The sequence below is a fragment of the Asanoa sp. NPDC049573 genome, from assembly GCF_040676615.1.
In the GTDB taxonomy this organism is placed as follows: Bacteria; Actinomycetota; Actinomycetes; order Mycobacteriales; family Micromonosporaceae; genus Asanoa.
The window spans coordinates 356328-381565 of record NZ_JBFAPI010000006.1 but is presented as its reverse complement, the minus strand read 5'-3'; the positions used below and the strand labels follow the sequence as shown (position 1 = coordinate 381565).

The 25238-nt window shown below is 72.5% G+C and carries 26 protein-coding genes; 14 read left to right on the top strand and 12 right to left on the bottom strand.

The genetic code is table 11. The features are described 5' to 3' along the window. Nucleotides 1–34: 34 nt before the first annotated feature. Nucleotides 35–295 (bottom strand): DUF4235 domain-containing protein, encoded by a 261-nt coding sequence (locus AB0J74_RS17235; RefSeq protein WP_363448798.1) that lies wholly within the window; start codon nucleotides 293–295, stop codon nucleotides 35–37. Nucleotides 296–499: 204 nt separating this feature from the next. On the opposite strand from AB0J74_RS17235, the gene AB0J74_RS17230 reads away from it, so the two are divergent. After that, nucleotides 500–2095 (top strand): MFS transporter, encoded by a 1596-nt coding sequence (locus AB0J74_RS17230; protein WP_363448796.1) that lies wholly within the window; start codon nucleotides 500–502, stop codon nucleotides 2093–2095. A gap of 51 nt (nucleotides 2096–2146) precedes the next feature. Next, nucleotides 2147–2503, top strand: a complete 357-nt coding sequence (locus AB0J74_RS17225; RefSeq protein ID WP_363448794.1) for a PRC-barrel domain-containing protein — start codon at nucleotides 2147–2149, stop codon at nucleotides 2501–2503. Nucleotides 2504–2622: 119 nt separating this feature from the next. Here AB0J74_RS17225 and AB0J74_RS17220 read toward each other — a convergent pair whose 3' ends face one another. After that, entirely contained in the window at nucleotides 2623–3582 is a 960-nt protein-coding gene (locus AB0J74_RS17220; RefSeq protein ID WP_363448792.1) for an RNA polymerase subunit sigma-70, read from the bottom strand. Next, nucleotides 3579–3953, bottom strand: coding sequence for an SgcJ/EcaC family oxidoreductase (locus AB0J74_RS17215; RefSeq protein WP_363448790.1), 375 nt, complete (start codon nucleotides 3951–3953; stop codon nucleotides 3579–3581). Before AB0J74_RS17215 ends, AB0J74_RS17220 begins: the two co-directional genes overlap by 4 nt. A gap of 187 nt (nucleotides 3954–4140) precedes the next feature. On the opposite strand from AB0J74_RS17215, the gene AB0J74_RS17210 reads away from it, so the two are divergent. The 4 genes from AB0J74_RS17210 to AB0J74_RS17195 all read left to right on the top strand — a co-directional run bounded on the left by AB0J74_RS17210 (nucleotide 4141) and on the right by AB0J74_RS17195 (nucleotide 7710). Then, on the top strand, nucleotides 4141–5475 hold the full coding sequence (locus AB0J74_RS17210) for an endo-1,4-beta-xylanase (protein WP_363448787.1): 1335 nt from the start codon (nucleotides 4141–4143) through the stop codon (nucleotides 5473–5475). A gap of 87 nt (nucleotides 5476–5562) precedes the next feature. Next, on the top strand, nucleotides 5563–6189 hold the full coding sequence (locus tag AB0J74_RS17205; RefSeq protein ID WP_363448785.1) for a hypothetical protein: 627 nt from the start codon (nucleotides 5563–5565) through the stop codon (nucleotides 6187–6189). A gap of 69 nt (nucleotides 6190–6258) precedes the next feature. After that, nucleotides 6259–6867: a TetR/AcrR family transcriptional regulator gene (locus AB0J74_RS17200; protein WP_363448783.1), complete on the top strand. Its 609-nt coding sequence runs from the start codon at nucleotides 6259–6261 to the stop codon at nucleotides 6865–6867. Nucleotides 6868–6960: 93 nt separating this feature from the next. Beyond that, entirely contained in the window at nucleotides 6961–7710 is a 750-nt protein-coding gene (locus AB0J74_RS17195) for a glucose 1-dehydrogenase (protein WP_363448781.1), read from the top strand. Here the strand turns inward: AB0J74_RS17195 and AB0J74_RS17190 are convergent. The 8 genes from AB0J74_RS17190 to AB0J74_RS17155 are packed head-to-tail and all read right to left on the bottom strand — an operon-like array spanning nucleotide 7707 to nucleotide 16518. After that, entirely contained in the window at nucleotides 7707–8555 is an 849-nt protein-coding gene (locus AB0J74_RS17190; protein ID WP_363448779.1) for an SRPBCC family protein, read from the bottom strand. The two genes, AB0J74_RS17195 and AB0J74_RS17190, sit on opposite strands and share 4 nt — an antisense overlap. 16 nt (nucleotides 8556–8571) lie before the next feature. Then, on the bottom strand, nucleotides 8572–9699 hold the full coding sequence (locus AB0J74_RS17185) for an XdhC family protein (protein ID WP_363448777.1): 1128 nt from the start codon (nucleotides 9697–9699) through the stop codon (nucleotides 8572–8574). After that, nucleotides 9696–10925, bottom strand: coding sequence for a VWA domain-containing protein (locus AB0J74_RS17180; RefSeq protein ID WP_363448775.1), 1230 nt, complete (start codon nucleotides 10923–10925; stop codon nucleotides 9696–9698). Before AB0J74_RS17180 ends, AB0J74_RS17185 begins: the two co-directional genes overlap by 4 nt. Further along, nucleotides 10918–11790, bottom strand: a complete 873-nt coding sequence (locus tag AB0J74_RS17175) for a MoxR family ATPase (RefSeq protein ID WP_363448773.1) — start codon at nucleotides 11788–11790, stop codon at nucleotides 10918–10920. The genes AB0J74_RS17180 and AB0J74_RS17175 overlap by 8 nt, the downstream gene beginning before the upstream one ends. After that, the gene (locus AB0J74_RS17170) at nucleotides 11787–12761 is read right to left on the bottom strand and encodes an XdhC family protein (protein ID WP_363448771.1); all 975 of its coding nucleotides are present in this window, start codon (nucleotides 12759–12761) and stop codon (nucleotides 11787–11789) included. Before AB0J74_RS17170 ends, AB0J74_RS17175 begins: the two co-directional genes overlap by 4 nt. Beyond that, nucleotides 12758–15133 carry an aerobic carbon-monoxide dehydrogenase large subunit gene (locus tag AB0J74_RS17165; RefSeq protein WP_363448769.1) on the bottom strand — a complete coding sequence of 792 codons (2376 nt, stop codon included), beginning with the start codon at nucleotides 15131–15133 and terminating at the stop codon, nucleotides 12758–12760. The genes AB0J74_RS17170 and AB0J74_RS17165 overlap by 4 nt, the downstream gene beginning before the upstream one ends. Continuing rightward, nucleotides 15130–15636: a (2Fe-2S)-binding protein gene (locus AB0J74_RS17160; protein ID WP_363448767.1), complete on the bottom strand. Its 507-nt coding sequence runs from the start codon at nucleotides 15634–15636 to the stop codon at nucleotides 15130–15132. Before AB0J74_RS17160 ends, AB0J74_RS17165 begins: the two co-directional genes overlap by 4 nt. 3 nt (nucleotides 15637–15639) lie before the next feature. After that, complete coding sequence (locus AB0J74_RS17155) at nucleotides 15640–16518, bottom strand: xanthine dehydrogenase family protein subunit M (RefSeq protein ID WP_363448765.1); 879 nt, start codon at nucleotides 16516–16518, stop codon at nucleotides 15640–15642. 80 nt (nucleotides 16519–16598) lie between these two features. On the opposite strand from AB0J74_RS17155, the gene AB0J74_RS17150 reads away from it, so the two are divergent. Both AB0J74_RS17150 and AB0J74_RS17145 read left to right on the top strand, forming a co-directional pair. Further along, on the top strand, nucleotides 16599–17213 hold the full coding sequence (locus AB0J74_RS17150; RefSeq protein WP_363448763.1) for a hypothetical protein: 615 nt from the start codon (nucleotides 16599–16601) through the stop codon (nucleotides 17211–17213). A 258-nt stretch (nucleotides 17214–17471) separates the two neighbouring features. Beyond that, complete coding sequence (locus AB0J74_RS17145) at nucleotides 17472–18509, top strand: phosphatase domain-containing protein (RefSeq protein WP_363448937.1); 1038 nt, start codon at nucleotides 17472–17474, stop codon at nucleotides 18507–18509. Here AB0J74_RS17145 and AB0J74_RS17140 read toward each other — a convergent pair. Continuing rightward, complete coding sequence (locus AB0J74_RS17140) at nucleotides 18506–18817, bottom strand: MazG-like family protein (protein WP_363448761.1); 312 nt, start codon at nucleotides 18815–18817, stop codon at nucleotides 18506–18508. The genes AB0J74_RS17145 and AB0J74_RS17140 overlap by 4 nt on opposite strands. 117 nt (nucleotides 18818–18934) lie before the next feature. Here AB0J74_RS17140 and AB0J74_RS17135 point away from each other — a divergent pair, with 117 nt between their 5' ends. From AB0J74_RS17135 to AB0J74_RS17110, 6 genes are read left to right on the top strand one after another with little or no spacing between them, the layout of a single operon-like run. Continuing rightward, nucleotides 18935–19414, top strand: a complete 480-nt coding sequence (locus AB0J74_RS17135; protein WP_363448759.1) for a (2Fe-2S)-binding protein — start codon at nucleotides 18935–18937, stop codon at nucleotides 19412–19414. Beyond that, on the top strand, nucleotides 19411–20394 hold the full coding sequence (locus AB0J74_RS17130; RefSeq protein WP_363448757.1) for a xanthine dehydrogenase family protein subunit M: 984 nt from the start codon (nucleotides 19411–19413) through the stop codon (nucleotides 20392–20394). Before AB0J74_RS17135 ends, AB0J74_RS17130 begins: the two co-directional genes overlap by 4 nt. Beyond that, nucleotides 20391–22517: a xanthine dehydrogenase family protein molybdopterin-binding subunit gene (locus AB0J74_RS17125; RefSeq protein WP_363448755.1), complete on the top strand. Its 2127-nt coding sequence runs from the start codon at nucleotides 20391–20393 to the stop codon at nucleotides 22515–22517. Before AB0J74_RS17130 ends, AB0J74_RS17125 begins: the two co-directional genes overlap by 4 nt. 46 nt (nucleotides 22518–22563) lie before the next feature. Then, complete coding sequence (locus AB0J74_RS17120; RefSeq protein ID WP_363448753.1) at nucleotides 22564–23100, top strand: PadR family transcriptional regulator; 537 nt, start codon at nucleotides 22564–22566, stop codon at nucleotides 23098–23100. Continuing rightward, nucleotides 23097–23798: an ABC transporter ATP-binding protein gene (locus AB0J74_RS17115; protein WP_363448751.1), complete on the top strand. Its 702-nt coding sequence runs from the start codon at nucleotides 23097–23099 to the stop codon at nucleotides 23796–23798. The genes AB0J74_RS17120 and AB0J74_RS17115 overlap by 4 nt, the downstream gene beginning before the upstream one ends. Further along, on the top strand, nucleotides 23795–25234 hold the full coding sequence (locus AB0J74_RS17110) for an FtsX-like permease family protein (RefSeq protein WP_363448749.1): 1440 nt from the start codon (nucleotides 23795–23797) through the stop codon (nucleotides 25232–25234). Before AB0J74_RS17115 ends, AB0J74_RS17110 begins: the two co-directional genes overlap by 4 nt. Nucleotides 25235–25238 lie beyond the last annotated feature (4 nt).

The window sequence follows — 25238 nt, the reverse complement described above, 5'->3', positions numbered from 1 at the left end:
CGGGGCCTGAGCCCGGGAACTCAGACCCCAACCGTTACGTCGGCCAGCGGCCGGTCAGCCGCTTGACGCCCGCCGCGCCGCCGCGGTCGACCGCGGCCTTGACCAGGGCGAAGATGGCGCCCTGGAGCGCCGCGGCAGCGAGCACCTCGCCCCAGCCGCGCTCCTCGTCGGTGGCGTTCGGCGCGTCGGAGTCGCCGGCGACCTGCTTCCACACCTGCTTGAACACCAGGCCGGCGATGCCGCCGGCCGCGACGCCGAGCAGGATGCCCACCGGCTTGTAGACCAACTTGCCCATTGGTGCCTCGCCTCCGGGGGGTGTTCGTCGATGTGGCGAGGGGATTTGCCCCGCCGCCAGAGCGCTAAACCCGGGCCGGGACAGAGAGCCAGGACACACGATGAAGTGGGCGTTGTCGCTGGCTGTGGTCGGATCACGTCATACGGTGGAGGTTGGCTACCACAAAAGAAGGATTTTTCCGGTCATATAGGCCGAGGAAGTCATATGACGACAGAATCCGCTGCGGCGCGGCGATACGACGCCGATCGCGAGTTCGAGAGCAAACACCGCTGGACCATCCTGGTCGTCGTCTCGATCGCACAGCTCATGGTCGTGCTCGACGCCACCATCGTCAATATCGCCCTCCCCGCCGCGCAGGACGCGCTCGGCTTCGCCGACAGCGACCGGCAGTGGGTGGTCACCGCGTACGCGCTGGCCTTCGGATCGTTGCTCCTGCTCGGGGGCCGCCTCGGCGACCTGTTCGGGCGCAAGCGGATGTTCATCATCGGGCTGATCGGCTTCGCCGCGGCGTCGGCCGCCGGCGGTGCCTCCACCGACTTCATGGTGCTGGTGGTGTCGCGGGCCTTCCAGGGCGCGTTCGGTGCGCTGCTGGCGCCGGCGGCGCTGTCGACCATCGCGAACAGCTTCCAGAAACCAGCCGAAAGAGGACGGGCGTTCGGTGTGTACGGCGCCGTCGCCGGCGGTGGGGGCGCGGTCGGACTGCTGCTCGGCGGGGTGCTGACCGAGTACGCCTCGTGGCGCTGGTGCTTCTTCGTCAACCTGGTCTTCGCGGGCATCGCCTGGGTCGGCGGCCAGTACTACCTGCGCAACCAGCGCCCGGCCAGCACGCCCAGGATCGACTGGTGGGGCACCTTCTGCGCCGCGGTGGGTCTGTTCCTGATCGTGTACGGCTTCGCCCGCGCGGCCTCCGACGGCTGGGGTGACCTGCTGACGATCGTCAGCCTGGTGGTCGCGGGTCTCCTGCTGTCGGTGTTCGTGCTGATCGAACGCCGGATCAAACACCCCCTGCTGCCGCTGCGCATCATCCTGGACCGCAGCCGCGGCGGCGCCTACCTGGCGGTCGGCCTGGCCGCGATCGCGATCTTCGGCGTCTTCCTGTTCCTGACCTTCTACCTGCAGCTGACCAAGGGCTACAGCCCGGTGCTGACCGGGGTGGCGTTCCTACCCATGATCGCCTTCGTGCTGGTCGGCTCGACGCTGGCGAACGTCAAGCTGATGCCGATCCTGGGCGCCCGAACGTTGATCACCATCGGCATGCTGATGGCCGCGGTGGGCATGACCTACCTCTACTTCATCGACTCCACCTCCAACTACTGGGTGCACATCTTCCCCTCGCTCCCCCTGCTCGGCTTCGGCTTCGGCCTGATCTTCGCGCCAGCGATCAACACGGCGACCGAACGGGTCAGCCGCGACGACGCGGGTGTCGCCTCCGCCCTGGTCAACACGATGCAGCAGGTCGGCGGCTCGATCGGCACGGCCTTGCTGAGCACCATCGCGGTGAGCGTGACCAGCACCTACGCGGCGACACACACCGGCGCGGCGGCGGCCGTCGAGGCACCGGTCGCGGGCTACAAGGTCGCCTTCCTGGTCTCGGCCGGGATCTTCGTGGCCGGCGCGATCCTGATCTTCTTCCTGATCCAGGCCCACGCGCCCCAGCCGACCGGCGCCCCGCCGGACGACACCGGCACCGCCGGCCCAGCACCCGCGATCGGCGAGTCCGGCGCCGCGGACCAGCCGGCATCCGAGTCGGCGGCGGCCCGCGCGAACCGCGGCATCGACCCGGCCCCCGGCACGACTTAGCGACGCCGGCCGCCAGTCTTTCCCTTCCTCAATCCCAATAAGGGGGCCAGCATGTTCGATTCCGTGGATATCCGTGAGTGGCAGGGCGAATCGGTCGTCGACCCGGAAGGCAACAAGATCGGGAGCCTCGAATCGGTCTACGTCGACACCGCCACCGATGAGCCCACCTTCGCCGCCGTCACGATCGGCATGCCGACGCGTCACCGCGCGGTCTTCGTCCCGCTGGCCGGCGCCAACGTCGGTCCGGGCTACGTGAAGGTCACCGCCTTCCGCGACCAGGTGAAGAACGCGCCGTCCATCCCGGACGGTGGCGAACTCGCGGCGAGCGACGAACCGTCGCTGTTCGCACACTACGACCTCGACTACGTGCAGGGCTCCTCGGGCGAACGCCGCCTCGCCCGCGGCTGACCGAGCGGTTCCTCGACCGGCGGGGCCTGGTCCTCGGGTTCCCCGGGCGGGGCCGGCGGATGGGAACCGGCGGACCTTCGCCGATCCCGTAGCCGGTTACTCGAATCGCGAGCCCGCGGTCAGCCGCCGGCGGGCAGGGCCGGCGGCAGCGCGAAGTCGGCGAAGACGGTCGGGTCGCGGTAGACCACGTTGCGGGCGATGCGGCCCGTCGCCGTGACGGTCAGGATCTGCAAGGTGTGCAGCGCGAAACCGTCTCCCTCGCGGACGTAGGCCGCGAACGCCGGTTGGGTGTTGGCGTCCAGCCGGACCACGCGCCAGAACTCGCCGTTCATGGCATAGACCCGGTGCATGAAGGCGGCGTACGCGTCGGCACCGCGATACCAGAGGGGCACCGGCGGCATCTCCAGCACGGCGTCGGCGGTGAGCAGCCGGACGAGGCCGTCGACGTCGGCGACCTCGAACGCCCGCACGTAGCGGTCGACCGCCGCCCGGACCGTGCGGTCGTCGGGCTCGGCGACCTCGATCTCCTCCACATCGGACAGTGCCGACCGGGCCCGCTGCAGCGCGCTGTTGACGGCCGGCACCGACGTGTCGAGCAGGTCGGCCACCTCGCGGGCGGAGAACTCGAGCACCTCCCGCAGCACCAGCACCGCCCGCTGCTTGGCCGGCAGCAGTTGGAGCGCGGCCACCAGCGCGAGCCGCAGGCTGCCGCGGCGGACCACCCGACCGGCCGGGTCGTCGAGCCGGGCGTCCGGCAGCGGCTGCAACCACGGGATGTCGAACGCCGGGGTCAGCGGCGCCGCGGGGTCGTCGCTGGGCGCGCCGAGGCCCGAGGGCAACGGCCGGCGGGCCCGGCCGCGCAGCGCGGTCAGGCAGGCGTTGGTGGCGATCTTGTAGAGCCAGGTGCGCAGCGCGGCGCGCCCGGGGTCGTAGGACTCCCGGGCGCGCCAGGCCCGCAGCATCGTCTCCTGCACCACGTCTTCGGCGTCGTCGACCGACCCGAGCATCCGGTAGCAGTGCACCAGCAACTCGGAGCGGAACGCCTCGACGTCGGCGTCGGTGTCGACGGGTGCGCTCACGCCGCCGCCGGTGTGTTGGTGTAGGCGGCCACCGCCCAGTCCCCGGCCTCGCGGGTGAGCACCCAGGTCGCCAGCACCTCGGCGCCGGGCGCGAGTTCGGTGTGGCCGGCGTGCAGGATCCCGGCCCGGCTGACCACCACCGCGGTGTCGCCGATGATCCTGACGTCCTGCGGTTCGTCGACACCGCGGGAACCCTTCAGCGGTCCGGCCCAGGCCGCGCCCATCGACGTGCGGATGGCCTCGCGGCCCTGCCGGAACACGCCGGGCATGACGACGGTGGCGTCCTCGCGGTAGAGCGCGGCGAAGGCGTCGGCGTCGCCCCAGGCGGCGTACACGCGGTCGAACAGGTCTTTGATCCCGGCGTCCATCATCTGAATCTTCCTCCTCGGTGAAGCGGTCGAGATATCTACCGCGCCGGGGCCGGAAACTCATCGTTCCGGAACACATTCCCGGAAGTTTCCGAAACTCATTGACGCTCCCGAAACACCATCGCAATACTTCGATCCACTCACATCGATGCGGTCCGTCCCTCCGGACCCGGCAGAAGGGGACACCCAGATGCGACTACGCACCGCCGTCGTCGTCTCGACCGTCGGCCTGCTGGCCGCCGCCGGCACCTTGGTCTTCGCGAGCAACGCCAGCGCCGCGACCACCCTCGGTGCGTCGGCGGCCGAGCGCGGCGGTCGCTACTTCGGTACCGCCGTAGCGGCCAGCAGGCTCAACGACTCGGCCTACACGACCATCCTGAACCGCGAGTTCAACCAGGTCACGCCCGAGAACGAGATGAAGATCGACGCGACCGAGCCACAGCAGGGCCAGTTCTCCTACGGCAACGCGGACCGGATCGTGCAGTACGCCACGTCGCGCGGCATGAAGGTGCGCGGCCACACGCTGGCCTGGCACTCGCAGCAGCCGGGCTGGATGCAGAACATGTCGGGCAGCGCGCTGCGCCAGGCGATCCTCAACCACGTGACCCAGGTGGCGACCCACTTCCGCGGCCAGGTCACCTGGTGGGACGTGGTCAACGAGGCCTACGCGGACGGCTCGTCCGGCGCCCGCCGCGACTCCAACCTGCAGCGCACCGGCAACGACTGGATCGAGGCGGCCTTCCGCGCCGCCGACGCGGCCGACCCGAACGCGCTGCTGTGCTACAACGACTACAACATCGACAACTGGAACGACGCCAAGACGCAGGCCGTCTACCGGATGGTGCAGGACTTCAAGAGCCGCGGCGTGCCGATCGACTGTGTGGGCCTGCAGTCGCACTTCACCGGCGGCTCCAACTATCCGAGCAACTATCGCACCACGCTGTCCAGCTTCGCCGCCCTCGGCGTCGACGTGCACATCACCGAACTCGACATCCGCAACGCGCCGACGTCGGCCTACAGCAACGTGGTGAACGACTGCCTGGCCGTTTCCCGCTGCAGAGTGATCACCGTCTGGGGCATCCGCGACTCCGACTCGTGGCGCTCCAGCGAGAGCCCGCTGCTGTTCGACGGCAGCGGCAACAAGAAGGCCGCCTACAACGCTGTCCTCACCGCGCTCAACAACGGCAGCGACCCCGGCAACCCGACCACCCCGCCGAGCACGGGCAACCCGACCACGCCGCCGCCCTCCGGCAGTTGCACCGCGTCCGTCACGCCCGGCACCGTCTGGGGCGACCGCTACAACACCTCGGTGACCGTCAACGGCGCCAGCAACTGGTCGGTGGTCGTCGCCATCACCTCGCCGCAGCGGATCTCCGCCACCTGGAGCGGGTCGCCGAGCTGGGACAGCAGCGGATACGTGATGACGATGCGCTCCAACGGCAGCGGCAACACGTTCGGCTTCACCACGATGATGAACGGCAACTCCAGCGCTCGACCGCAGATCCGCTCCTGCACCGCGAGCTGATCGGACCCTGATCCGACCCGGGCGGTGCCGGCCGAACCAGGCCGGCACCGCCCGGTTAGATCGGCGCCCGGCGGAAACCCGGGACGCATGACCGACAAGGACCGGGTCGACCTGCTGCTCGACCGCTACGGAGAGACCTACGCGCGCCAGGCCGGCATCCGCCTCGCCGACCGGCCCCAGCCGCTCTACCAGCTGCTGGTGCTGGTCAAGCTGCTGAGCACCCGCATCTCCGCGGACGTCGCCGTGGCGGCCGCACGCGAGCTGTTCGAGGCCGGTCTCACCTCGCCCCGGGCCATGGTCGACTCCGACGAGCACACCCGCTGGCACGCCCTGGCCAGGGGCCACTACATCCGCTACGGCGGCCCGGCGGTGGCACAGCTGGCGGCCGGCGCCCAGCTCCTGCTCGACCGCTGGGGCGGCGACCTGCGGCGGATGCACGGCGCGGCGTACGGGGACCAGGAGGCGCTGCGCGCGTCGCTGATCGAGTTCCCGGGCATCGGGCCGACCGGCGCCGACATCTACCTGCGCGAGGTGCAGGCGATCTGGCCGGACGTCCGCCCGTACCTGGACGAGCGGGTCACCGCCGCGGCCAAGGCGGTGCACCTGCCCAGCAGCCCGGACCGGCTGGCCAGGCTGGTGCCGCCGAACCAGCTGCCGGAACTCGCTGCCGCCGTGCTGCGCGGTGCCCACGACAAGAGCCTGACGACAGCCTGACCAGGCTCGCCGATCGCCGGAACCGGTGTATTTTAGCAATAGCTATAAATTCCGGCGGAGGAGGCGATCATGGCAGGGGGACGGCCGCGCGCCTTTGACAGCGAGGCGGCACTCGACCGGGCACTCGAGGTGTTCTGGCGGCAGGGCTACGAGGGCACCGGCATCTCCGACCTCACCAAGGCCATGGGCATCAACAACGCACCCAGCCTCTACAACGCCTTCGGCAACAAGGAACAGCTGTTCAGCAAGGTGCTCGACCGTTACGCCGACGGCCCGGCCCGCTACATCCGCGAGGCGTTCGACCAGCCGACGGCCCGGGCGGCGGTGGAGGCCCTGCTGCACGGCGCCGCCGACGCGACGACGGATCCCGACCACCCGCGCGGCTGCATCACGGTGCAGGGCGCGCTGGCCTACTCGCCCGGCGCCACGAGCGCCCGCGAGGAGTTGACCGCCCGGCGGGCCGCCGGCGAGGCGGCCCTGCGGGCCCGGCTGGAGCGGGCCCGCGACACCGGCGATCTCCCGGCCGGCGCCGATCCCGAGGGTCTCGCCCGCTACTTCACCACCATATACCAGGGCATCGCGGTCCAGGCCGCGGGCGGCGCGACCCGGGAGCAACTGCACCAGATCGTCGACACGGCCATGACGGTCTGGCCCGCGCCGGCGCCGACTCCCGCCTGACCGGCGGCGCCCGTCACATCCCCTTGACGCCCGGCTCCCGGCCGACGTAGTTTTTTATCGAGCACTAAAAAACTAGATTCGGGAGTACCCACCATGGGACAGCTTGACGGCAAGACGGCCATCGTGACCGGCGGCACCAGCGGCATCGGCCTGGCCGCCGCGGAACGCTTCGCGGCCGAGGGCGCGCACGTCTATGTCACCGGCCGGCGCCAGGACGCGCTCGACGCCGCCGTGGCCAAGATCGGCCACCACGCGACCGGCGTCCGCGGCGACGTCGCCGACCTGGCCGACCTCGACCGGCTCTACGCCACCGTGGCCGCCGACAACCGGCGCGTCGACGTGCTCTACGCCAACGCCGGCGGCGGCGAGTTCTCGACCCTGGAGCAGGTCACCGAGAAGCACTTCGACGAGACGTTCGGCAACAACACCAAGGGGATGCTGTTCACCGTGCAGAAGGCGCTGCCCCTGCTCAACGACGGCGCGTCGGTCATCCTGCAGTCGTCGAACGCCGGAACGCTCGGCAACGAGGCGTTCGGTGTCTACGCCGCTTCCAAGGCGGCCGTGCGCTCCTTCGCCCGCACCTGGGCCGCCGAGCTCAAGGGCCGCTCGATCCGGGTCAACGCGGTCAGCCCCGGCACGATCGACACGCCCGGCATCGACGGCCTGGCCCCCGACCAGGAGCAGGCCGACCAGCTCAAGTCCTACCTGGCCAGCACGATCCCGATGGGCCGGATCGGGCGGCCGGACGAGGTGGCCAGCGCCGTGCTCTTCCTCGCCTCCGACCAGAGCAGCTTCATCACCGGCATCGAACTGTTCGTCGACGGCGGCCGCAACCAGATCTAGTGCCGGCGGCGCCGGAGGATCGTGCCGATCACGATGCCGGCGACGAGGACCAGGGCGAAGGGCAGCGCGCGCCGGGCCGCCGGGCCCAGGCCGGTGACCGCGAGCAGGTCGACCGGCTCGACGTCGACCTCGGTGAACGACTGCCGCTGCTCGGCGAAGGCCTCCCGTTCCTCCGACTCGACCTGGCCCGGGAACGCCCGCTCCGCCGGCCGGAGGCCGTGGAACGCCTCCGGCCGGGCGTCGCTGGCCCGCCCGTTCGGCTCACCGCCGGGCCGTCCACCGGACGAGGGTGAGCCGGCCGGCGTCCCGGCCGCGGCGGCACCCGCCGCCGACGCCCCACCGCCGGACGCCGCCGCCCCGGCCGAGGTCGCGGTCTGTTGGGCCGCGACCGATGCGCCACCGGCCAGCTTGCCCTGCAGGCAGTCGGTGAACTGGGTCAGCAGCCGGCCGCTGACGTCGGCGATCATGCCGCGGCCGAACTGGGCGATCCGGCCCGTGACGGCCAGGTCGGTGTGCACGTGCACGTCGGTGGCGGTCGGGTCGGCCGACGGGCTCAGCGTGGCCCGGACCGTCGCCTTGGCGGTGCCGCCGCCGCGGGAGTCGCGCCCGGACGCCTCGACCACGACGGTCCGGCTGGCCTCGTCGCGCTCGACGAACGTGCCCTTGCCGGCGAACGTCATCGAGACCGGGCCGAGCTTGACCTTGACGGTGCCGTCGAAGGTGTCACCGTCCTGCCCGGTCAGCGCGGCGCCGGGCATGCAGGGCACGACCGTGTCGAGGTCGAGCAGCACGTCCCAGGCGCGGTCGACGGGTGCCGCGACGGTGAACTCGTGTTCCAGCTCCATTGCGAGGATCTCCCAGTCAGCGTCGGTCGAGGTTCTCGTGGATACTTCCGTCCAGAGTGGACAACTTCTGCCCGCCGCCACCCCAGCGGTCGGCGATGATCTCGGCGGTGATGCTCACCGCCGTCTCCTCCGGGGTACGCGCGCCGAGCGCCAGCCCGATCGGCGAGTGCAGCTTCTTGAGCTGGGCCTCGGGCACACCGGCGGCGAGCAGCCCGGCCACCCGGTCGTCGTGGGTGCGCCGCGACCCCATCGCGCCGACGTAGGCGAACTCGCGCTCCAGCGCCACCTGCAGCACGGGCACGTCGAACTTGGGGTCGTGGGTCAGCACGCAGACGACCGTGCGACCGTCGACCCGGCCGGCGGCGATCTCGGCGTTGAGATAGCGGTGCGGCCAGTCGACGACCACCTCGACGCCCGGGAACCGGCGGCTGGTCGCGAACACCGGGCGGGCGTCGCAGACCGTCACCCGGTAACCGAGGAAGCTGCCCTGCCGGGCGAGCGCGGCGGCGAAGTCGATCGCGCCGAAGACCAGCATCCGCGGCGGCGGCGCATAGGAGGCGACGAAAACGGTGACCTCGTCGCCGAGCCGCTCGCCGTCGGTGCCGTAGTGCAGCGGCCCGGTCAGGCCCGAGGCCAGCATCCCGCGCACGTCTTCGGTGAGCGCCTCGTCGAAGTGCGCCGAGCCGAGGGACCCGTCGACGCGGTCCGGCCAGACGACCACCCGGCGGCCGACCCGCCCCGCGGGATCGCTGATCACCGTGGCCACCGCCACCGGCGATTGCGCCGCGATGGCCGACGCGACGTCGCCCAGTTGCGGGAACGACCCGGGGTCGACCCGCTCGACGAAGATGTCGATGATGCCGCCGCAGGTCAGCCCGACCGAGAACGCGTCGTCGTCGCTGACGCCGTAGCGGACCAGCCGCGGCTCGCCGCCCTCGATCGCCTCGAGGCCGAGCTCGTAGACGGCCGCCTCCACGCAGCCGCCGGAGACGCTGCCCACGGCGGTCTGGTCGGGGCCGACCAGCATGGTGGCGCCGGGCGGCCGTGGTGCGCTCTTCCAGGTGCCCACCACGGTGGCCATCCCGACCGGGCGACCCTCGCGCCACCAGCGCGACAGGTCGGCGAGCACGTCACGCACGGTCATCGCCCCCAGTTATCACTATGGTCGGTCGGCGGCGCGGCGGCCACCCTGGGCCGCGGTCGCCGGGCCCCGGCATCGGCCAGCGCCGCCAGCAGGTCGTCGAGCGCGGTCAGCCGGTGTGCGCTCACCACCGCGTCACAGTAGGGCCAGGCGGCGGCCATGCCGCCGGTCAGCGGCCGGAAGGCCGGGCTCTGCGTGCGCGGATTGGCCCAGACCACCCGGTGGGCCAGGCGCGACAGGCGCGCCATCTGCTGCCCCAGCATCTCCGGCGGACCGGTGTCCCACCCGTCGCTGAGGATCAGCACCACGGCGCCGCGGGCCATCCCCCGGGCGCCGTGCTCGTCGAGGAAGGTGCGCAGTGCCGCGCCGATCCTGGTGCCGCCGGACCAGTCCGGGGCCGCCCGGCCGGCGCGCTCGAGCGCCACCGCGGGCGGCACCCGCTCGAGCACCCGGGTGAGCCGGGTCAGCCGGGTGGCGAAGGTGAAAACCTCGGCCCGCGGCCCGGTGGCGGCCGCGCAGTAGAGGAGCTGGAGCAGCGCCCGGGCGTAGGGCGCCATCGAACCGGAGATGTCGCAGAGGACGACCAGCCGCCGCGGCTTGACCCGGGGGCGGCGCCGGCGCAGCCGCACCGGGTGACCCCCGGTGCGCCGGGCGGCCCGCAGCGTCGCGCGCAGGTCGAGCGCCGGGCCGCGGTGCCCGACCCGGGTGCGCCGGGTGCGCCGCGGCGGGCTGGACAGCCGCAGCCGCCGCATGGCGACGGCGAGCTGCGCGAGCTCGTCGGGCGAGAGCTTCGCGAAGTCGCGCCCGCCGAGTCGTTCGGTCGCGCTCGCGACGAGGGGATACGGGCTACGCGCCCCGGGCGACGAAGGAGGCGAACCGGACGGCTGGTCGCCGACGCCCGGCTGACCGCCCTCGGCGCGCCCCGGCCGGGGCGGCACACCGGCACTGCCCGGCTCCGGCAGGGAGGCATTGCGGGCCGAGGCGTCGTCGACGAGACCGCCGAAGACGAGATCGAACGCGCGGTCGAAGGCGGGCCGGTCGGCCGGGTCGGCGAGCAGCGTGACCGCCGCGCACCAGTAGAGCGCGCGGGTGGTCGCCGGCCGGGTGAGCAGCACCGCCCGGGCGAACCGCTCGCCGCGGTCGGGGCCGACCGCCACGCCGGAGTCGTGCAGCACCGCGCCGAACCGGGCCACCACGGCGGCGAGGTCGGCGGTGGACGGTTCAGTCATCGAAGAGCCCGCTTCCGCGTACCGTCGCCAGGTCTTCGTCGTATTTGACCACGGCGGCGAGCGTCTGTGCGGCTGTGGCGGGCGTCAATGTCGCGATGCCGAGGACCCGCAGCGCGGTCGCCCAGTCGACCGCCTCGGCGACCCCGGGCGGCTTGTAGAGCTCCAGCCCGCGCAGCCGGTGCACCGCGGCCGACACCTGGTCGGCCAGCGGGTCGCCGATGCCGGGCACCCGGCGGCGGACGATCGCCGCCACCCGGTCGGCCGCCGGGTAGGGGATCCAGTGGTAGAGGCAGCGCCGCTTGAGCGCGTCGTGCAGGTCGCGGGTGCGGTTGGAGGTGAGCACCACGATCGGCGGCAGCACCGCACGCCGGGTGCCCAGCTCCGGGATCGTCACGGTGTTCTCCGCGAGCAACTCCAGCAGGAACGCCTCGAACTCGTCGTCGGCCCGGTCGACCTCGTCGAGCAGCAGCACGGCCGGCCGCGGCCCGATGTGCTCCAGCGCCGCCAGCAGCGGGCGGGCCAGCAGGAACTCCGGCGTGAACAGGTCGGCCGAGGCGACCGTCGCGCCGGAGGCCTCGGCGAGCCGGATCGCCAGCAACTGCCGGGGATAGTTCCACTCGTAGAGCGCCTCCGAGACGGTCAGGCCCTCGTAGCACTGCAGCCGCACCAGCGGCGTGTCGAGCGCGGCCGCGAGCGCCTTGGCCGCCTCGGTCTTGCCGACGCCGGGCTCGCCCTCGAGCAGGATCGGCGCCGGCATCCGGGTGGCCAGGAACAGGGCGGTGGCCAGCGGCTCGTCGGCGAGATAGCCGGTGCGGTCGAGCGCTGCCGCCAGCCCGCCCACGTCTGCCGGCAGGTCGCCGCTCATCCGCCCCACCGCGCGGGGTCGGCGGCGAACGCCTTGCGGCAGCCGGCGGCGCAGAAATACCAGGTGCGACCGGCGTGTTCCAGCGACAGCGCGCCGGGCTCCACCAGCACCTCCATCCCACACACCGGGTCCCGCGCGACCACGGGCCCGTTGTCAACGCTTTGCGCAGCGGAAGGGGCACCTATCGACACGGGCTGCGGGGCGCGCGGCGGCGGCGACGCGAGCCCGGCCGATGCCGTCACCGTCGCCGTCGCCGTCGCACGGGAGGCGACCACCTCGGCAAGGATGGAGACGGCGACGTCGCCCGGCGTTCGGGCGCCGAGGTCGAGCCCGGCCGGCGTCTTGACCCGCCCGGCCGGCACGCCCGCCTCGGCGAGCACCGCGGCGCCCCGCTTCGGCGAGGCGACCAGCGCCACATAAGGCACCCCGGCGGCGACCGCGTCGGTCAGCACGCCGATCTCGTCGTGCCCGTGCGAGGCCACCACCACGGCCAGCGCGTCGGCCGGGACGGCGCCGGGCGTGGCCGCGAGCCGGACCTCGTAGCCGGCCGCGCCGCCGACCGCGACCAGGGCCCGGGCGATCGGTGTGTCGCCGTAGACCTGCACCAGCGGCGAGGGCATGACCACCTCCAGGAACACGTCGATGGTGCCGCCGGACAGGCAGGTGTTGTCGGCCACCACCAGCCCCGGCGTGTCGGAGACGAACCCGGGCGGCCGGGTCGCGTCGCCGCCCGGTGTGATCCGCAGCAGCGTCGACTCACCGGCCGCGAGTTGCCGCAGGGCCTGGATCCGCACCGTCGTATCGGCGCACGAACCGCCGACGAAGCCCTCGATCGTGCCGTCGTCGCGGATGATCGCCCGGTCGCCGGGCTTCGCGGAGGTGGGCCGCTCGGCGCGGACCACGACCGCGAGGACGAACGGGCTGCGCGCGACGCGCAACTCGTTCGCCCTCTGCTCGGTCGTGGCGGTCACGGGATCGCGAGGTCCGTCCGGATCGGCCGGCCCTGCATGGCACCCCAGACCGCGGCCGGCGTCAGCGGCATGTCGGCGTGCCGCACCCCGAAGGGTTTGATCGCGTCGAGCACCGCGTTGACCACCGCGCACGGCGAGCCGACCGTCGCGGACTCGCCGACGCCCTTGGCGCCGATCGGGTGGTGCGGCGACGGGGTGACCGTCTCGCCCAGCTCCCACGACGGGCATTCCAGCGACGTAGGCAGCAGATAGTCCATGAAGGACGCTCCGAGGTGGTTGCCCTCCTCGTCGAACGCGATCACCTGCATCAGCGCCATGCCGACCCCGTCGGCGAGGCCGCCGTGCACCTGGCCCTCGACGATCATCGGGTTGATCCGCACGCCGCAGTCGTCGACCGCGATGAACCGCCGCACCTTGACCCCGCCGGTGCCCGGGTCGACGTCGACGACGCAGATGTAGGCGCCGAACGGGTAGGTCAGGTTGGGCGGGTTGTAGACGGTCGTCGCGTCGAGGTGGCCCTCGACGCCCTCCGGCAGCTCCAGGCTGGAGTGCGCGGCCATGGCGATCTCCTGGATCGTCTTGGCCTGCTCAGGGTCGCCCTTGACGTGGAACCGGTCGCCGGCCCAGTCGAGGTCGTCGGGCGACACCTCGAGCATGGCCGCGGCGATGATCTTCGCCTTGTCGCGGATCTTGCGGGCCACCAGCGCGGTCGCGGCGCCGGAGACCGGTGTCGACCGGGACCCGTAGGTGCCGAGGCCGAACGGCGTCTGGTCGGTGTCGCCGTGCACCACCTCGATGTCGGCCGTGGGCAGCCCCAACTCGTTGCCGACGATCTGCGCGAACGTCGTCTCGTGGCCCTGGCCCTGGGTCTTCACCGAGATCCGCAGGACCGCCTTGCCGGTCGGGTGGATGCGCAGTTCGGCTCCGTCGGCCATGCCCAGCCCGAGGATGTCCATGTGCTTGCGCGGGCCCGCGCCGACCGCCTCGGTGAAGAACGCGACGCCGATCCCCATCAGCTCGCCCCGCTCGCGCTTCTCGGCCTGTTCCGTGCGCAGCGCGTCGTAACCGGCCATGTCCATGGCCAGCTGGAGGGCCTTCGGATAGTCGCCGGAGTCGTACTCCCAGCCGGTCTGGGTGGTGTAGGGGAACTGCTCGGGCCGCAGCAGGTTCTTCATCCGCAACTCGGCCGGGTCGGCCTTGAGCTCGTAGGCGAGCACGTCGACCATCCGCTCGACCAGGTAGACGGCCTCGGTGATGCGGAACGAGCAGGCGTAGGCCACGCCACCGGGCGCCTTGTTGGTGTAGACGCCGGTCACCGTGCAGTGCGCCGCCCGCAGGTCGTAGGAGCCGGTGAAGACGTGGAAGAAGCCGGCCGGGAACTTCGTCGGTTGCGCGGTCGCGTTGAACGCGCCGTGGTCGGCGATCACGTTCACCCGCAGGCCGAGGATCTTGCCGTCTCTGGTCGCCGCGATCTCGCCGCGCATGTGGTAGTCGCGGGCGAACGCGGTGCTCATCAGGTGCTCGGCCCGGTCCTCGACCCACTTGACCGGCTTGCCGGTGACGATCGAGCCGACGATCGACATCACGTAGCCCGGGTAGATGCCGACCTTGTTGCCGAAGCCGCCGCCGATGTCCGGCGCGATCACCCGGATCTTGTGCTCGGGCAGGCCCGCGACCAGCGCGTACACCGTGCGGTGAGCGTGTGGTGCCTGGCTCGTGGTGTAGAGCGTCAGCTTGCCAGTGACCGGGTCCATGTCGGCGACCGAGCCGCAGGTCTCCAGCGGCGCCGGGTGCACCCGCGGGTAGAGGATGTCCTCCGCGACGACCACTTCCGCGTTGGCGAACACGTCGTCGGTCTTCGCCCGGTCGCCGCTCTCCCAGTCGAAGATGTGGTTGTCGGTCTGGTCTTCCTTGTCGTCGCGGATGACCGGCGCGTCCGCGTCCATCGCCTTCTTCGCGTCGACGACGGCCGGCAGCGGCTCGTAGTCGACCTCGATCAGCTCGACCGCGTCGCGCGCCGCGTAGTGGTCCTCGGCCACCACGAACGCCACCTCCTGGCCCTGGTAACGGACCTTGTCGGTGGCCAGCACGGCCTGCACGTCGTAGGACAGGGTGGGCATCCAGGCCAGGCCCAGGCCCTTGAGCGTCTCGCCGGTGATGACCGCCTTGACGCCCGGCATGCTCTCGGCGGCCGAGGTGTCGATCGAAAGGATCTTGGCATGGGCGTACGGGCTGCGCAGCAGGGCACCGTGCAACATGCCGGGCAGGCGCACGTCGTCGACGTAGTTGCCCTTGCCCCGGACCAGCCGGACGTCTTCCTTGCGCAGCGTGCGGCCGAAGCCGGTGTGCGGGCGTTCCTCCACGGTGGTCATGCCGTCGCCTCCACGGGCTTTTCCGATTCGGTGACCGGGCCGGACGCCTCTTTCTCGGCAGCCCAGCGGACCGAGCGGACGATGTTCTCGTAGCCGGTGCACCGGCAGAGCTGCCCGGAGATCGCCTCCCGGATCTCGTGCTCGGTCGGGTCGGGGTTGGCGTCGAGCAGCGCCCGGGCCGTCATCAACATGCCCGGCGTGCAGAAGCCGCACTGCAGGCCGTGGCACTCCATGAAGCCCTGCTGCACCGGGTCGAGCTGCCCGCCCTGCTCCAGCCCCTCCACCGTGCGCACCTCGTGCCCGTCGGCCATCGCGGCGAACACCGTGCACGACTTGACCGGCTTGCCGTCGAGCCAGACGACGCACGTGCCGCAGTTGGAGGTGTCGCAGCCCCAGTGGGTGCCGCGCAGGCCGGCCTTCTCGCGGATGAAGTGCACGAGCAGCAGCCGCGACTCGATCTCGTGCGTCTCCGGTGTGCCGTTGAGGGTGATCGTGACCTGCATTTTCTATGCCTCCTGACCGCGCGCACGGGCGGCCGCCCGGCGCAGTGCCCGGGTGGTGAGCTCCGCGGCGAGGTGCCGCTTGTAGTCGACCGGACCGCGCTGGTCGGCGATCGGGTCGCAGTTCTCCGCGGCGATCCGGCCGGCCGCGCGGAACGACTCTTCGGTGGCCGGCTGCCCGACCAGCGCCGCCTCGGCCTCGGGCGCGGCGAAGTGCGCGGCACCAACGGCGGTCAGCCCGATGCCGGCACCGCTCACCGTGTCGCCGTCGAGCCAGAGCGCGGCGCCGCCGGCCGCGACCGCGTAGTCGCCGACCCGCCGCTCGACCTTCTCGTAGGCGCTGCCGCCGCCGGGCCGGATCCGCACCCGCAGTTCGAGCATCAGCTCGTCGGGCGCCAACACCGTCTCATATGGACCGACGTGCAGCGCGCGGACGGGCACCTGGCGGACGCCGCCTGGCCCGCGCACCACCGCCACGGCGTCGACCGCCGAGAACACCGCGGACAGGTCTTCGGCCGGGTCGGCCTGGCAGAGCGAGCCGCCGACAGTGCCGAAGTTGCGCACCACCGGGTCGGCGATCACCCGCTCGGCGTCGTGGAAGATCGGGAAATGTTCGCCCGCGACGGCCGAGCCGAGCAGGTCGGCGTGCCGGGTCAGGGCGCCGATCACCAGGTCGGTGCCGTCGACGCGGATCTGCCCGAGCTCGGCACCCAGCGCGTTGATGTCGACCAGCGCGTCGGGGCGGGCGAGGCGGAGCTTCATCATCGGGATCAGGCTGTGTCCACCGGCGACGACACGGGCCTCGGGGCCCAGCTGGCCGAGCAGTTCGATCGCGTGCTCGACACTCGTCGCCCGTTCGTAGGTGAACGGGGCAGGGACTTGCATTAGCACCTCCGGGTTGGACTGCGCGGCGTTCTGTTGCGTTGCGGACCGGGCGACGCGGCGTCGCCGGTAGCCTTGGGCGGGTGACCGGACACCGTCTCGCCGAGACCCGCCGTGCCTGGCACGGTGTCGCGGAAATCCTGTTGGCAGGACCGCAATATCGGGCGAGCGGCACTATCCGGCTGCGCGTGGTGCCGGGCGGCTTCGCCACCATCAAGGCCCCTGAGCTGCGGGTCGAGGGTGCCGAGCTGATCGCCGGCGGGCAGCGGCTGGCGCTGCCGGGCAACACGCCGGCCGGGCTGGCGGCGGCGGTCGACGTGGAGGCGGGCGTCCCCGACATCTACGACGACCATTCGGGCGTACGCGAAGACGAGGCGCTGGTCGTCGACGCCGCGAAGGCGAGCTATCTCGCCGACTGGTTCAACGCCGGCGACGGGGCCCTGCGCCGGTTGCTGCCCGACCAGGTGCCGGTGCTGTGGCCCGAACACTTCGACGTCTCGGTCACCGAGAACGAGGTCAACTACGGGGTCTCCCCCGGCGACACCTGGCACAACGAGCCCTACGCCTATGTCGGCCCGTGGACACCGCGACAGGGCGAGTTCTGGAACGCGCCGTTCGGCGCCGCCCGCGGGATCAGCGACCTGCCCGACGCGGCGGCGATCGCGGCGTTCTTCGAAGAGGGTCGCGCGAAGCTCTGACGGCCGTGCGGCGTCCCACCGCCGGCACGTTCTGCCGCCGGGCCGCTTCGGCGCCGGACCCGCCATCCGTCAACTATCCCTCGCCTGTGTTCCCGATCACTGGTTCAGAGTGAAAACCTTTACTCGTGATGTGTCCGGTTACTCCTGTCCGGAATTCCGGTCATGATCTAGAAGATGTGCAAGATCCACCGCCGTCGAGCCGCCGCGAACGGGTTATGGCAGGGTGGGAGCGTGTCGCTGCCCTCCGCGCCCCCGCGAATGCACCGGGCCGCCCGCGCCGAAGACGCCGTCCGCGGGGTGATCGAACGCCGGATGCGCCGGCGCGGCTGGCGGGCGGGCATCGTGCCCTACACCGGCTACGGCGGGCCGGGCTGGGTGCGGGTAATGGGCCGGGTGCTGCTCAGCCGGCCGGGTGAGGGCGAGACGCCGCCACCGGGGCCGGACGGTGCCCCGCCGACCACCAAACCCAAGATCGTGCGGGGCTGGCGCAGCTTCGGCACCGTCGCGGTCAACGACGCCGAGGTCGAGGTCATCGCCGGCGACCGGCGCCAACTGCTGCGCACCGACCGCGGCGGGTTCGTCGACGCCCGGGTCGACGTCGACCTGCCGCCGGGTTGGCAGACGGTGACGATCCGGGTCGACGGCGCCGAATCGGCCGAGGCGCCGGTGCGGATCGTCGACCCCTCGGTGACCTTCGGCATCGTCTCCGACATCGACGACACGGTGATGGTCACCGCCCTGCCCCGGCCGCTGCTGGCCGCGTGGAACACGTTCGTGCTCGACGAGCACGCCCGGGCCGCGGTGCCCGGGATGGCCGTCCTCTACGAGCGCCTGGTCAACGCTCACCCGGGCGCGCCGGTGCTCTACCTGTCGACCGGGGCCTGGAACGTCGCGCCGACACTGACCCGGTTCCTGTCGCGGCACCTCTACCCCGCCGGCCCGCTGCTGCTCACCGACTGGGGCCCGCAGAAGGACCGCTGGTTCCGCAGCGGCCAGGAGCACAAGCGGGCCACGCTGCGCCGACTCGCCGCCGAGTTCCCGACCGTGAAGTGGCTGCTGATCGGCGACGACGGGCAGCACGACCCGGAGATCTACGCCGACTTCGCCCGGTCCTACCCCGACAACGTCGCCGCGGTCGCGATCCGCCGCCTGTCACCGGCCCAGGCGGTGCTGGCCGGCGCGCTGCCGATCCACGACAACAGCCCGCGGTCGCGGGACACCGGCGCGCAGCGCTGGCTGTGGGCACCCGACGGCGCCGGCCTGTCCCGCCTGATGCGCGAGGCCGGGCTGCTCTAGCTTCCGATCCGGGCGTGCACCTTGGCCGCCGTGGCCTCCAGGGTGGCCCGGGCGTCCAGGCCCAGGCTCTCGATCGCGACCAGCGCGGTGATCACCACGTCGGCGAGTTCGGCGGCGACGTCGTCGCGGGTGTGCGTGACGCCCTTGCGCGGGTTCTGCCCGCGCAGCCCGATCCAGGCGCTGGCCACCTCGCCGGCCTCCTCGGTCACCTTCAGCATCCGGCAACTCAGTTCCGCGTCGTCGGTCCCGTTGGCGGCGTCGAGCCAGCCCCGCGCCGCGGGCACCAGCTTCCAGATCGTGTCGTCCACGGGTGCCAGTGTGGCGTACGCCGGATTGCCCATCGGGCAAAGGTTCGCGAACGGCTTTTCGTGCCGGGCACCGCCGGTAGCGTCGCCGGAAAGCGGCCGCCGGCACGAGGAGTCCCCATGTCTTCGGCAACCACCGCCCGCTCGACCGAGGTGACCGTCCAGTTGCGGGTCAACGAGCGCACCTATCCCGTCCGGCTGGACAGCACCACGACGCTGCTCGACGCGCTGCGCGACCAGTTGCATCTGGCCGGCACCAAGAAGGGCTGCGACCAGGGCGCCTGCGGCGCGTGCACGGTGCTGCGCGACGGCAAGCGGATCGTCTCCTGCCTCACCCTCGCGGCGCAGTGCGACGGCAGCGAGATCACCACCATCGAGGGGCTCGCCGACGATCCGGTGCAGGAGGCCTTCGTCCGGCACGACGCACTGCAGTGCGGCTACTGCACGGCAGGGCAGGTGATGTCGGCGGTGGCGCTACTGCGCGAGGGTCGGGCCGGCTCCGACGACGAGATCCGCGAGTTCATGAGCGGCAACCTGTGCCGCTGCGCGGCCTACCCCAACATCGTGGCGGCGATCCGCGAGGTGGCTGGTGGCTCATGACCGGCATCGAGTACGTCCGGGCCGCCGACCCGTCCAGCGCCGTGGCCCTGGTCAGCGAGGAGCCGGACGCGGCGTTCCTGGCCGGCGGCACCACCGAGTTGGACCTGGCGCTCAAGGACCGGGTGGTGCATCCGAGCCGGTTCGTCGACATCGGCCGGCTGCCGCTGCGTGGTGTCACGCGCACCGGTGACCACCTGCGGATCGCCGCACTGACCACAATGGAGGAGCTGGCCGCCGACGCGACTGTCGGCGCCCGGCTGCCGCTGGTCCGCGAGGCGCTGCTGGCCGGCGCCTCGACCCAGCTGCGCAACATGGCCACCATCGGCGGCAACCTCCTGCAGCGCACCCGCTGCCGCTATTTCCGCGACCCCGCCGTGGCCGCCTGCAACAAGCGCACGCCGGGCTCGGGCTGCGCCGCGGTCGAGGGTGTGGCCCGGATGCACGCGATCCTCGGCGCCGGCCCGTCGTGTATCGCGCTGCACGCCTCCGACCCGTGCGTCCCGCTGGTCGCGCTGGACGCGGTGGTGGTGCTGCGCGACGCCGACGGCATCCGGCGGGTGCCCCTCACGGCGTTCTACCTGACGCCCGGCGACCGGCCGGACCGGGAGACCGTGCTGCGCCACGGCGAACTGGTCACCCACGTCGAGTTGCCGCTGCTGCCGGCCGGCACCCGGTCGGGCTACCTGAAGGTCCGGGACCGGTCCTCCTACGAGTTCGCGCTCACCTCCGCGGCCGCGGCCGTCCGGGTCGACGACGGCACGGTCGCGTTCGCGCGGCTGGGGCTGGGCGGGGTCGGCACGGTGCCGTGGCGCGCCTACGAGGCCGAGCGGGTGCTGGTCGGCGCACCGGCCAACGAGCGCACCTACCGCGCCGCGGCCGAGGCGGCCATCCGCGACCCGTTCACCGTGCCCGGCACCGAGTTCAAGGTCGAGTTGGCCAAACGCACGATCGTGCGGATCCTGCGGACGGTGACCACATGACGGCGACGCTCACGGACCGGCTGCTCGGGCGGCCGCTGGACCGGGTCGACGCCCGGCGCAAGGTGGCCGGCGCCGCGCCCTACCCCTCCGACTTCGACCTACCCGGCCAGGTGCACGCCGCCCTGGTCTCGTCGACCGTGGCGGCCGGCCGGATCACCCGGATCGACCGCTCGGCGGCGGAGGGCGCACCAGGCGTGCTGGCCGTCCTCACCCACGAGAACGCGCCCCCGCTGGCACCACCGCCGCCGAACGACCTCGGGTCGACCACCCGCTGGACGCTCCAGGACGACCGGATCTTCCATTACGGCCAGCACATCGGCATCGTGGTCGCCGGCACCCGGGCCCAGGCACAGGAAGCCGCGCGCCTGGTCGAGGTGGAGTACGCGGCCGAGGATCCGGTGCTCGACATCGGCGACCCGCGGGCCGTGGTCGAGGCCAACCCGTACGGGCTGGAGACCGGCCGCGGTGACGTGGAGATCGGGCTCGCCGCCGCCGACGCCACGCTCGACGCGACCTACTCGATCGCGGCCGAGACCAACAGCCCGATGGGGCTGTTCACCACGGTCGCGGACTGGCAGGGCGGCCGGCTGGTGGTGCACGACACGACGCAGTACCCGACGATGGTGCGCGCGTCGCTGGCGGCCATGTTCGAGGTGCCGGAACGCGACGTCCGGGTGCTGATCCCGTTCCTCGGCGGCGGGTTCGGCGCCGGCCTGCGGCTGTGGAGCCACACGGTGCTGACCACGCTTGCCGCGCGGGTCCTCGACCGGCCGGTCAAGCTGGTGCTGACCCGGCCCCAGATGTTCAGCTCGACCGGCCACCGGGCGACCAACCGGCAGCGGATCCGGCTCGGCGCGACCGGCGACGGCCGGCTGCTCGCGATCGACCACGACTGCCTGGCCGCCAACGGCGTCGAGGACCGGCTCAGCTCTTACATCGTCGCCAGCACGCCGGTGCAGTACGCCTGCGACAACGTCGCCACCCACGACCGGATCGCGCACCTCAACATCCCGTACACCGGGTTCATGCGGGCGCCCGGCGGCGCGGAGCTGAACTTCGCCCTGGAGTCCGCGCTCGACGAGCTGGCCGACCAGATCGGGGTCGACCCGGTCGAGCTGCGGCTGCGCAACTACGCCGAGGTCAACCCGGCCTCCGGCAAGCCCTGGTCGAGCAAGGCGCTGCGCGAGTGCCTGATGGTCGGCGCCGACCGGTTCGGCTGGGCCGGGCGCGACCCCGCGCCCGGCTCGATGCGCGACGGCGACTGGCTGGTCGGCTACGGGATGGCCGGGGTGACCTTCGACTTCTACGCCGACCCGTGCGAGGTGCGGCTGACCGTCGACCGGGGTGGCAACGCCACGCTGCGGGCCGCGGCCACCGACATCGGCACCGGGACCTACACGATCGCGGCGCAGCTCACCGCCGAGTTGCTCGGCCTCGAGCTCGACCAGGTCCGGGTCGAGATCGGCGACACCGACCTGCCGCCGGCGCCGCAGTCCGGCGGCTCGGGGCTGGCCGGCGCGCTCGGCGCCGCGGTCAAGGACGCGGCCGGCCAGCTGACCGAGCGCCTCGCCCGCCTGGACGGCGGGCCCGGCGAGACCTTCGGCGCGATGCTCGACCGGCTCGGCCTCGACGAACTCTCGGCGACCGGACACTCCGACCTCGCCGGCGCGGCCGGCAGCAGCGAGCTGGCCGTGGCCGGCCCGTTCGCGGCCCGGTTCGCCGAGGTCGGCGTCGACGAGGAACTCGGGCTGGTGCGGCTGCGCCGGCTCGTCTCGGTGATCGACGGCGGCCGGCTCTACAACGAGAAGCTGGCCCGCAGCCAGGTGATCGGCGGCACCGTCATGGGTCTGGGCATGGCGCTGCTGGAGGAGACCGTCGTCGACCCCAACACCGGCCGGGTCGCGAACGGCACCTTCGGCGACTATCTGGTGCCGGTCAACGCCGACGTGCCCGACCTCGACGTGGTCTTCGTCGGCGGCCCGGACGCGTTCACCCCGACCGGGACGAAGGGTCTCGGCGAGGTCGGCATCGTCGGTGTGGCCGCGGCGATCGCCAACGCGGTGCACCACGCGACCGGTCGCCGGATCCGCGACCTGCCGATCACGCTGGACACGATGCTCTGAACGCCGGGGCTTGACGCTCACTATTCACTCGGTGAATAGTGAGGGCGTGTCGACCACGCATGTGCTGCTCGGGCTGCTCGCCCACGGGCCCATGCACGGCTACGAGCTCAAACGGTCGCACGACCAGCGGCTGCCGCAGGCCAAACCGGTCGCCTTCGGCCAGGTCTACGCCACCCTCGGGCGGCTGCAACGGGACGGCCTGGTCACCACGAGCGGGCACGACCAGGCGGGCGGGCCGGAGCGCACCAGCTTCGCGCTCACCGAGGCGGGCCGGGCCCGGCTCGACGAGTGGCTCAGCGAGATCGAGCCGCCGGCGCCGTTCGTGACCAGCGCGCTGTTCGCCAAGGTCGCGGTCGCGGTGCTGGTCAGCGGCGAGGCACGGGCCCGCGACTATCTCGTCGCGCAGCGCGCGGCCCACATGGAACGGCTGCGCGCGCTCACCCTCGTCAAGACCGACCCGGAGAGCAGCCTCGGCGACGTGGTCGCCGCCGACTTCGCGATCCTCCATCTCGACGCCGACCTCCGCTGGGTGGCCAACACCCTGGACCGCGTCGCCGACCTGCATCGGGAGGTGCAGTCATGACGATTCTGCGTGCCCGGGGCGTGGTGAAGTCCTACGGACCGACACCGGCCCTGCGCGGCGTCAGCATCGACATCGCCGAGGGCGAGATCGTCGCCGTCACCGGCCCGAGCGGCTGTGGCAAGTCGACCCTGCTGCACTGCCTGGCCGGCATCCTGCGGCCCGACGCCGGCGAGGTGACCTACGGCGAGCACCGCCTGGACACCTGGTCGGAGCGGATGCGGGCGCGGTTGCGCCGCACCGAGTTCGGCGTGCTCTTCCAGTTCGGGCAGTTGGTGCCCGAGCTCACCGCGGCGGAAAACGTCGCGCTGCCGTTGCTTCTCGCCGGCACGGGGCGGCGAGAGGCGCGGACCGCCGCGGTGCAGTGGCTCGACCGGTTGGGTGTGGCCGAACTGGCCGACACCCGGCCGGGCGAGATGTCCGGTGGCCAGCAACAGCGCTGCGCGACGGCGCGGGCGCTGGTCACCGAGCCCCGGGTGCTGTTCGCCGACGAGCCGACCGGCGCCCTCGACTCGCGCACCAGCGAGCAACTCCTCGGCCAACTGGTCCGCGTGGTCCGCGACCAGCGCACCACGGTCGTGCTGGTCACCCACGACGCGACCGTCGCCGGCTACGCCGACCGCGAGGTGTCGCTGCGCGACGGTGCGCTCGACCCCAGCGGGCTAGGCCTCACCGCCGTGCAAGGGCGGCACGGGCGGTGAAGCCGTCGACCCTGCTCCGGCTGGCCCTGGCCGGCAGCCGCACCGACGGCCTGCGGGTCGCGCTCACCGCCGTCAGCGCGGCCCTGGGCACGCTGGCCATCCTGTCGGCGCTCACCGTCATCGCGATCCCCGAGCTGGGCGAGCGGATCGACAACCACCGCTACAGCAACGCCCTGCTCGACGAGCCCGGCCTGCGCGGCGGCACGACGTTGACCTTGCTCCTGCTCACCATGCCGATCCTGGCCCTGGCCGGCCAGTGCGCGCGGCTCGGCGCACCCGCCCGCGACCGGCGGCTCGCCGGCTTCCGGCTGGCCGGGGCCACTCCCGGCCAGGCCACGCTGATCGTGGTCGCCGAGACCGGCCTCGCCGCCCTGATCGGCGCCGGCGCCGGCACCGCCGGCTATTTCGCCGCACACTCGCTGCTCGACCGGCCGCGGGCCGACGGCCTGCTGCCGTTCCCGACCGACGTGCTGCCGTCGCCGCCGGCCATCGTGGTCACGGTCGTCGCCATTCCGCTGGTCGCCGCCCTCGCCGCGGCACTGCTGGTGCGCCGGGTGGTGATCGGGCCGCTCGGCGTGTTCCGGCGGTCCCGCCGCACCCGCCCGCCGCTGCCCTGGCCGGGGGCGCTGATCCTGCTGGGGCTGGTCGCCACCAGCAGCGTGCTGCCGATCTTCCGCGCCTACGAGGCACGGCAGAGCGTGCCGCCGGACTTCCTCGTCGTCACGGTCGGGATCGGCGGGCCGCTGTGCGCGATCCTCGGAGTCATCCTCGGCACCGGCTGGATCTCGCACGCGTCCGGCCGGCTGCTGCACCGCTGGGGGCACCGCCCCTCGGTGCTGCTGGCCGCGCGGCGGCTGACGACCGACCCGTGGCAGGGCGGCCGCACCTTCGCCGCGCTGCTCGCCTGCGTCATCGTCGGCGCCGGCGCCGCCTGCGAGCGCGGCTACTTCCAGATCATGCGCGACCTCGAGATCGCCTCGATGGAGGCCGACACCGGGCGGTTCGTGTTCTCCGGCGACAACTTCTATCTCGCCACGATGAACCTCGTCGACCTCGCGATCGGGGTCGCCCTGGTGATCGCGGCCGGCGGGCTGCTGGTCGCAATCGGCGAGGGCATCGTCTCGCGCCGCCGGGCGTACGCCGCGCTGGTCGCCTCGGGTGTGCCCCGCGGCGTGCTGGCCCGGTCGATCCTGTGGCAGACGCTGGTCCCGGTGGTGCCCTCGGTCGTGCTGGCCCTGTTCGTCGGCAGCCGACTGGCCAGCACGGCGATGGGCGACACGGTCGAGAACTACGGCCGGTCCGCGCCCTACGTGCTGCCGCTGGGCACCGTCGCGACGTACGGGCTGCTGGCGGTCGCCGCGGTGGTCGCCGCCGTCGGTGTCGGGCTGCTGTTCCTGCGCGGCAGCACCGCGGTGGAGGAGTTGCGCACCGGCTGATTGA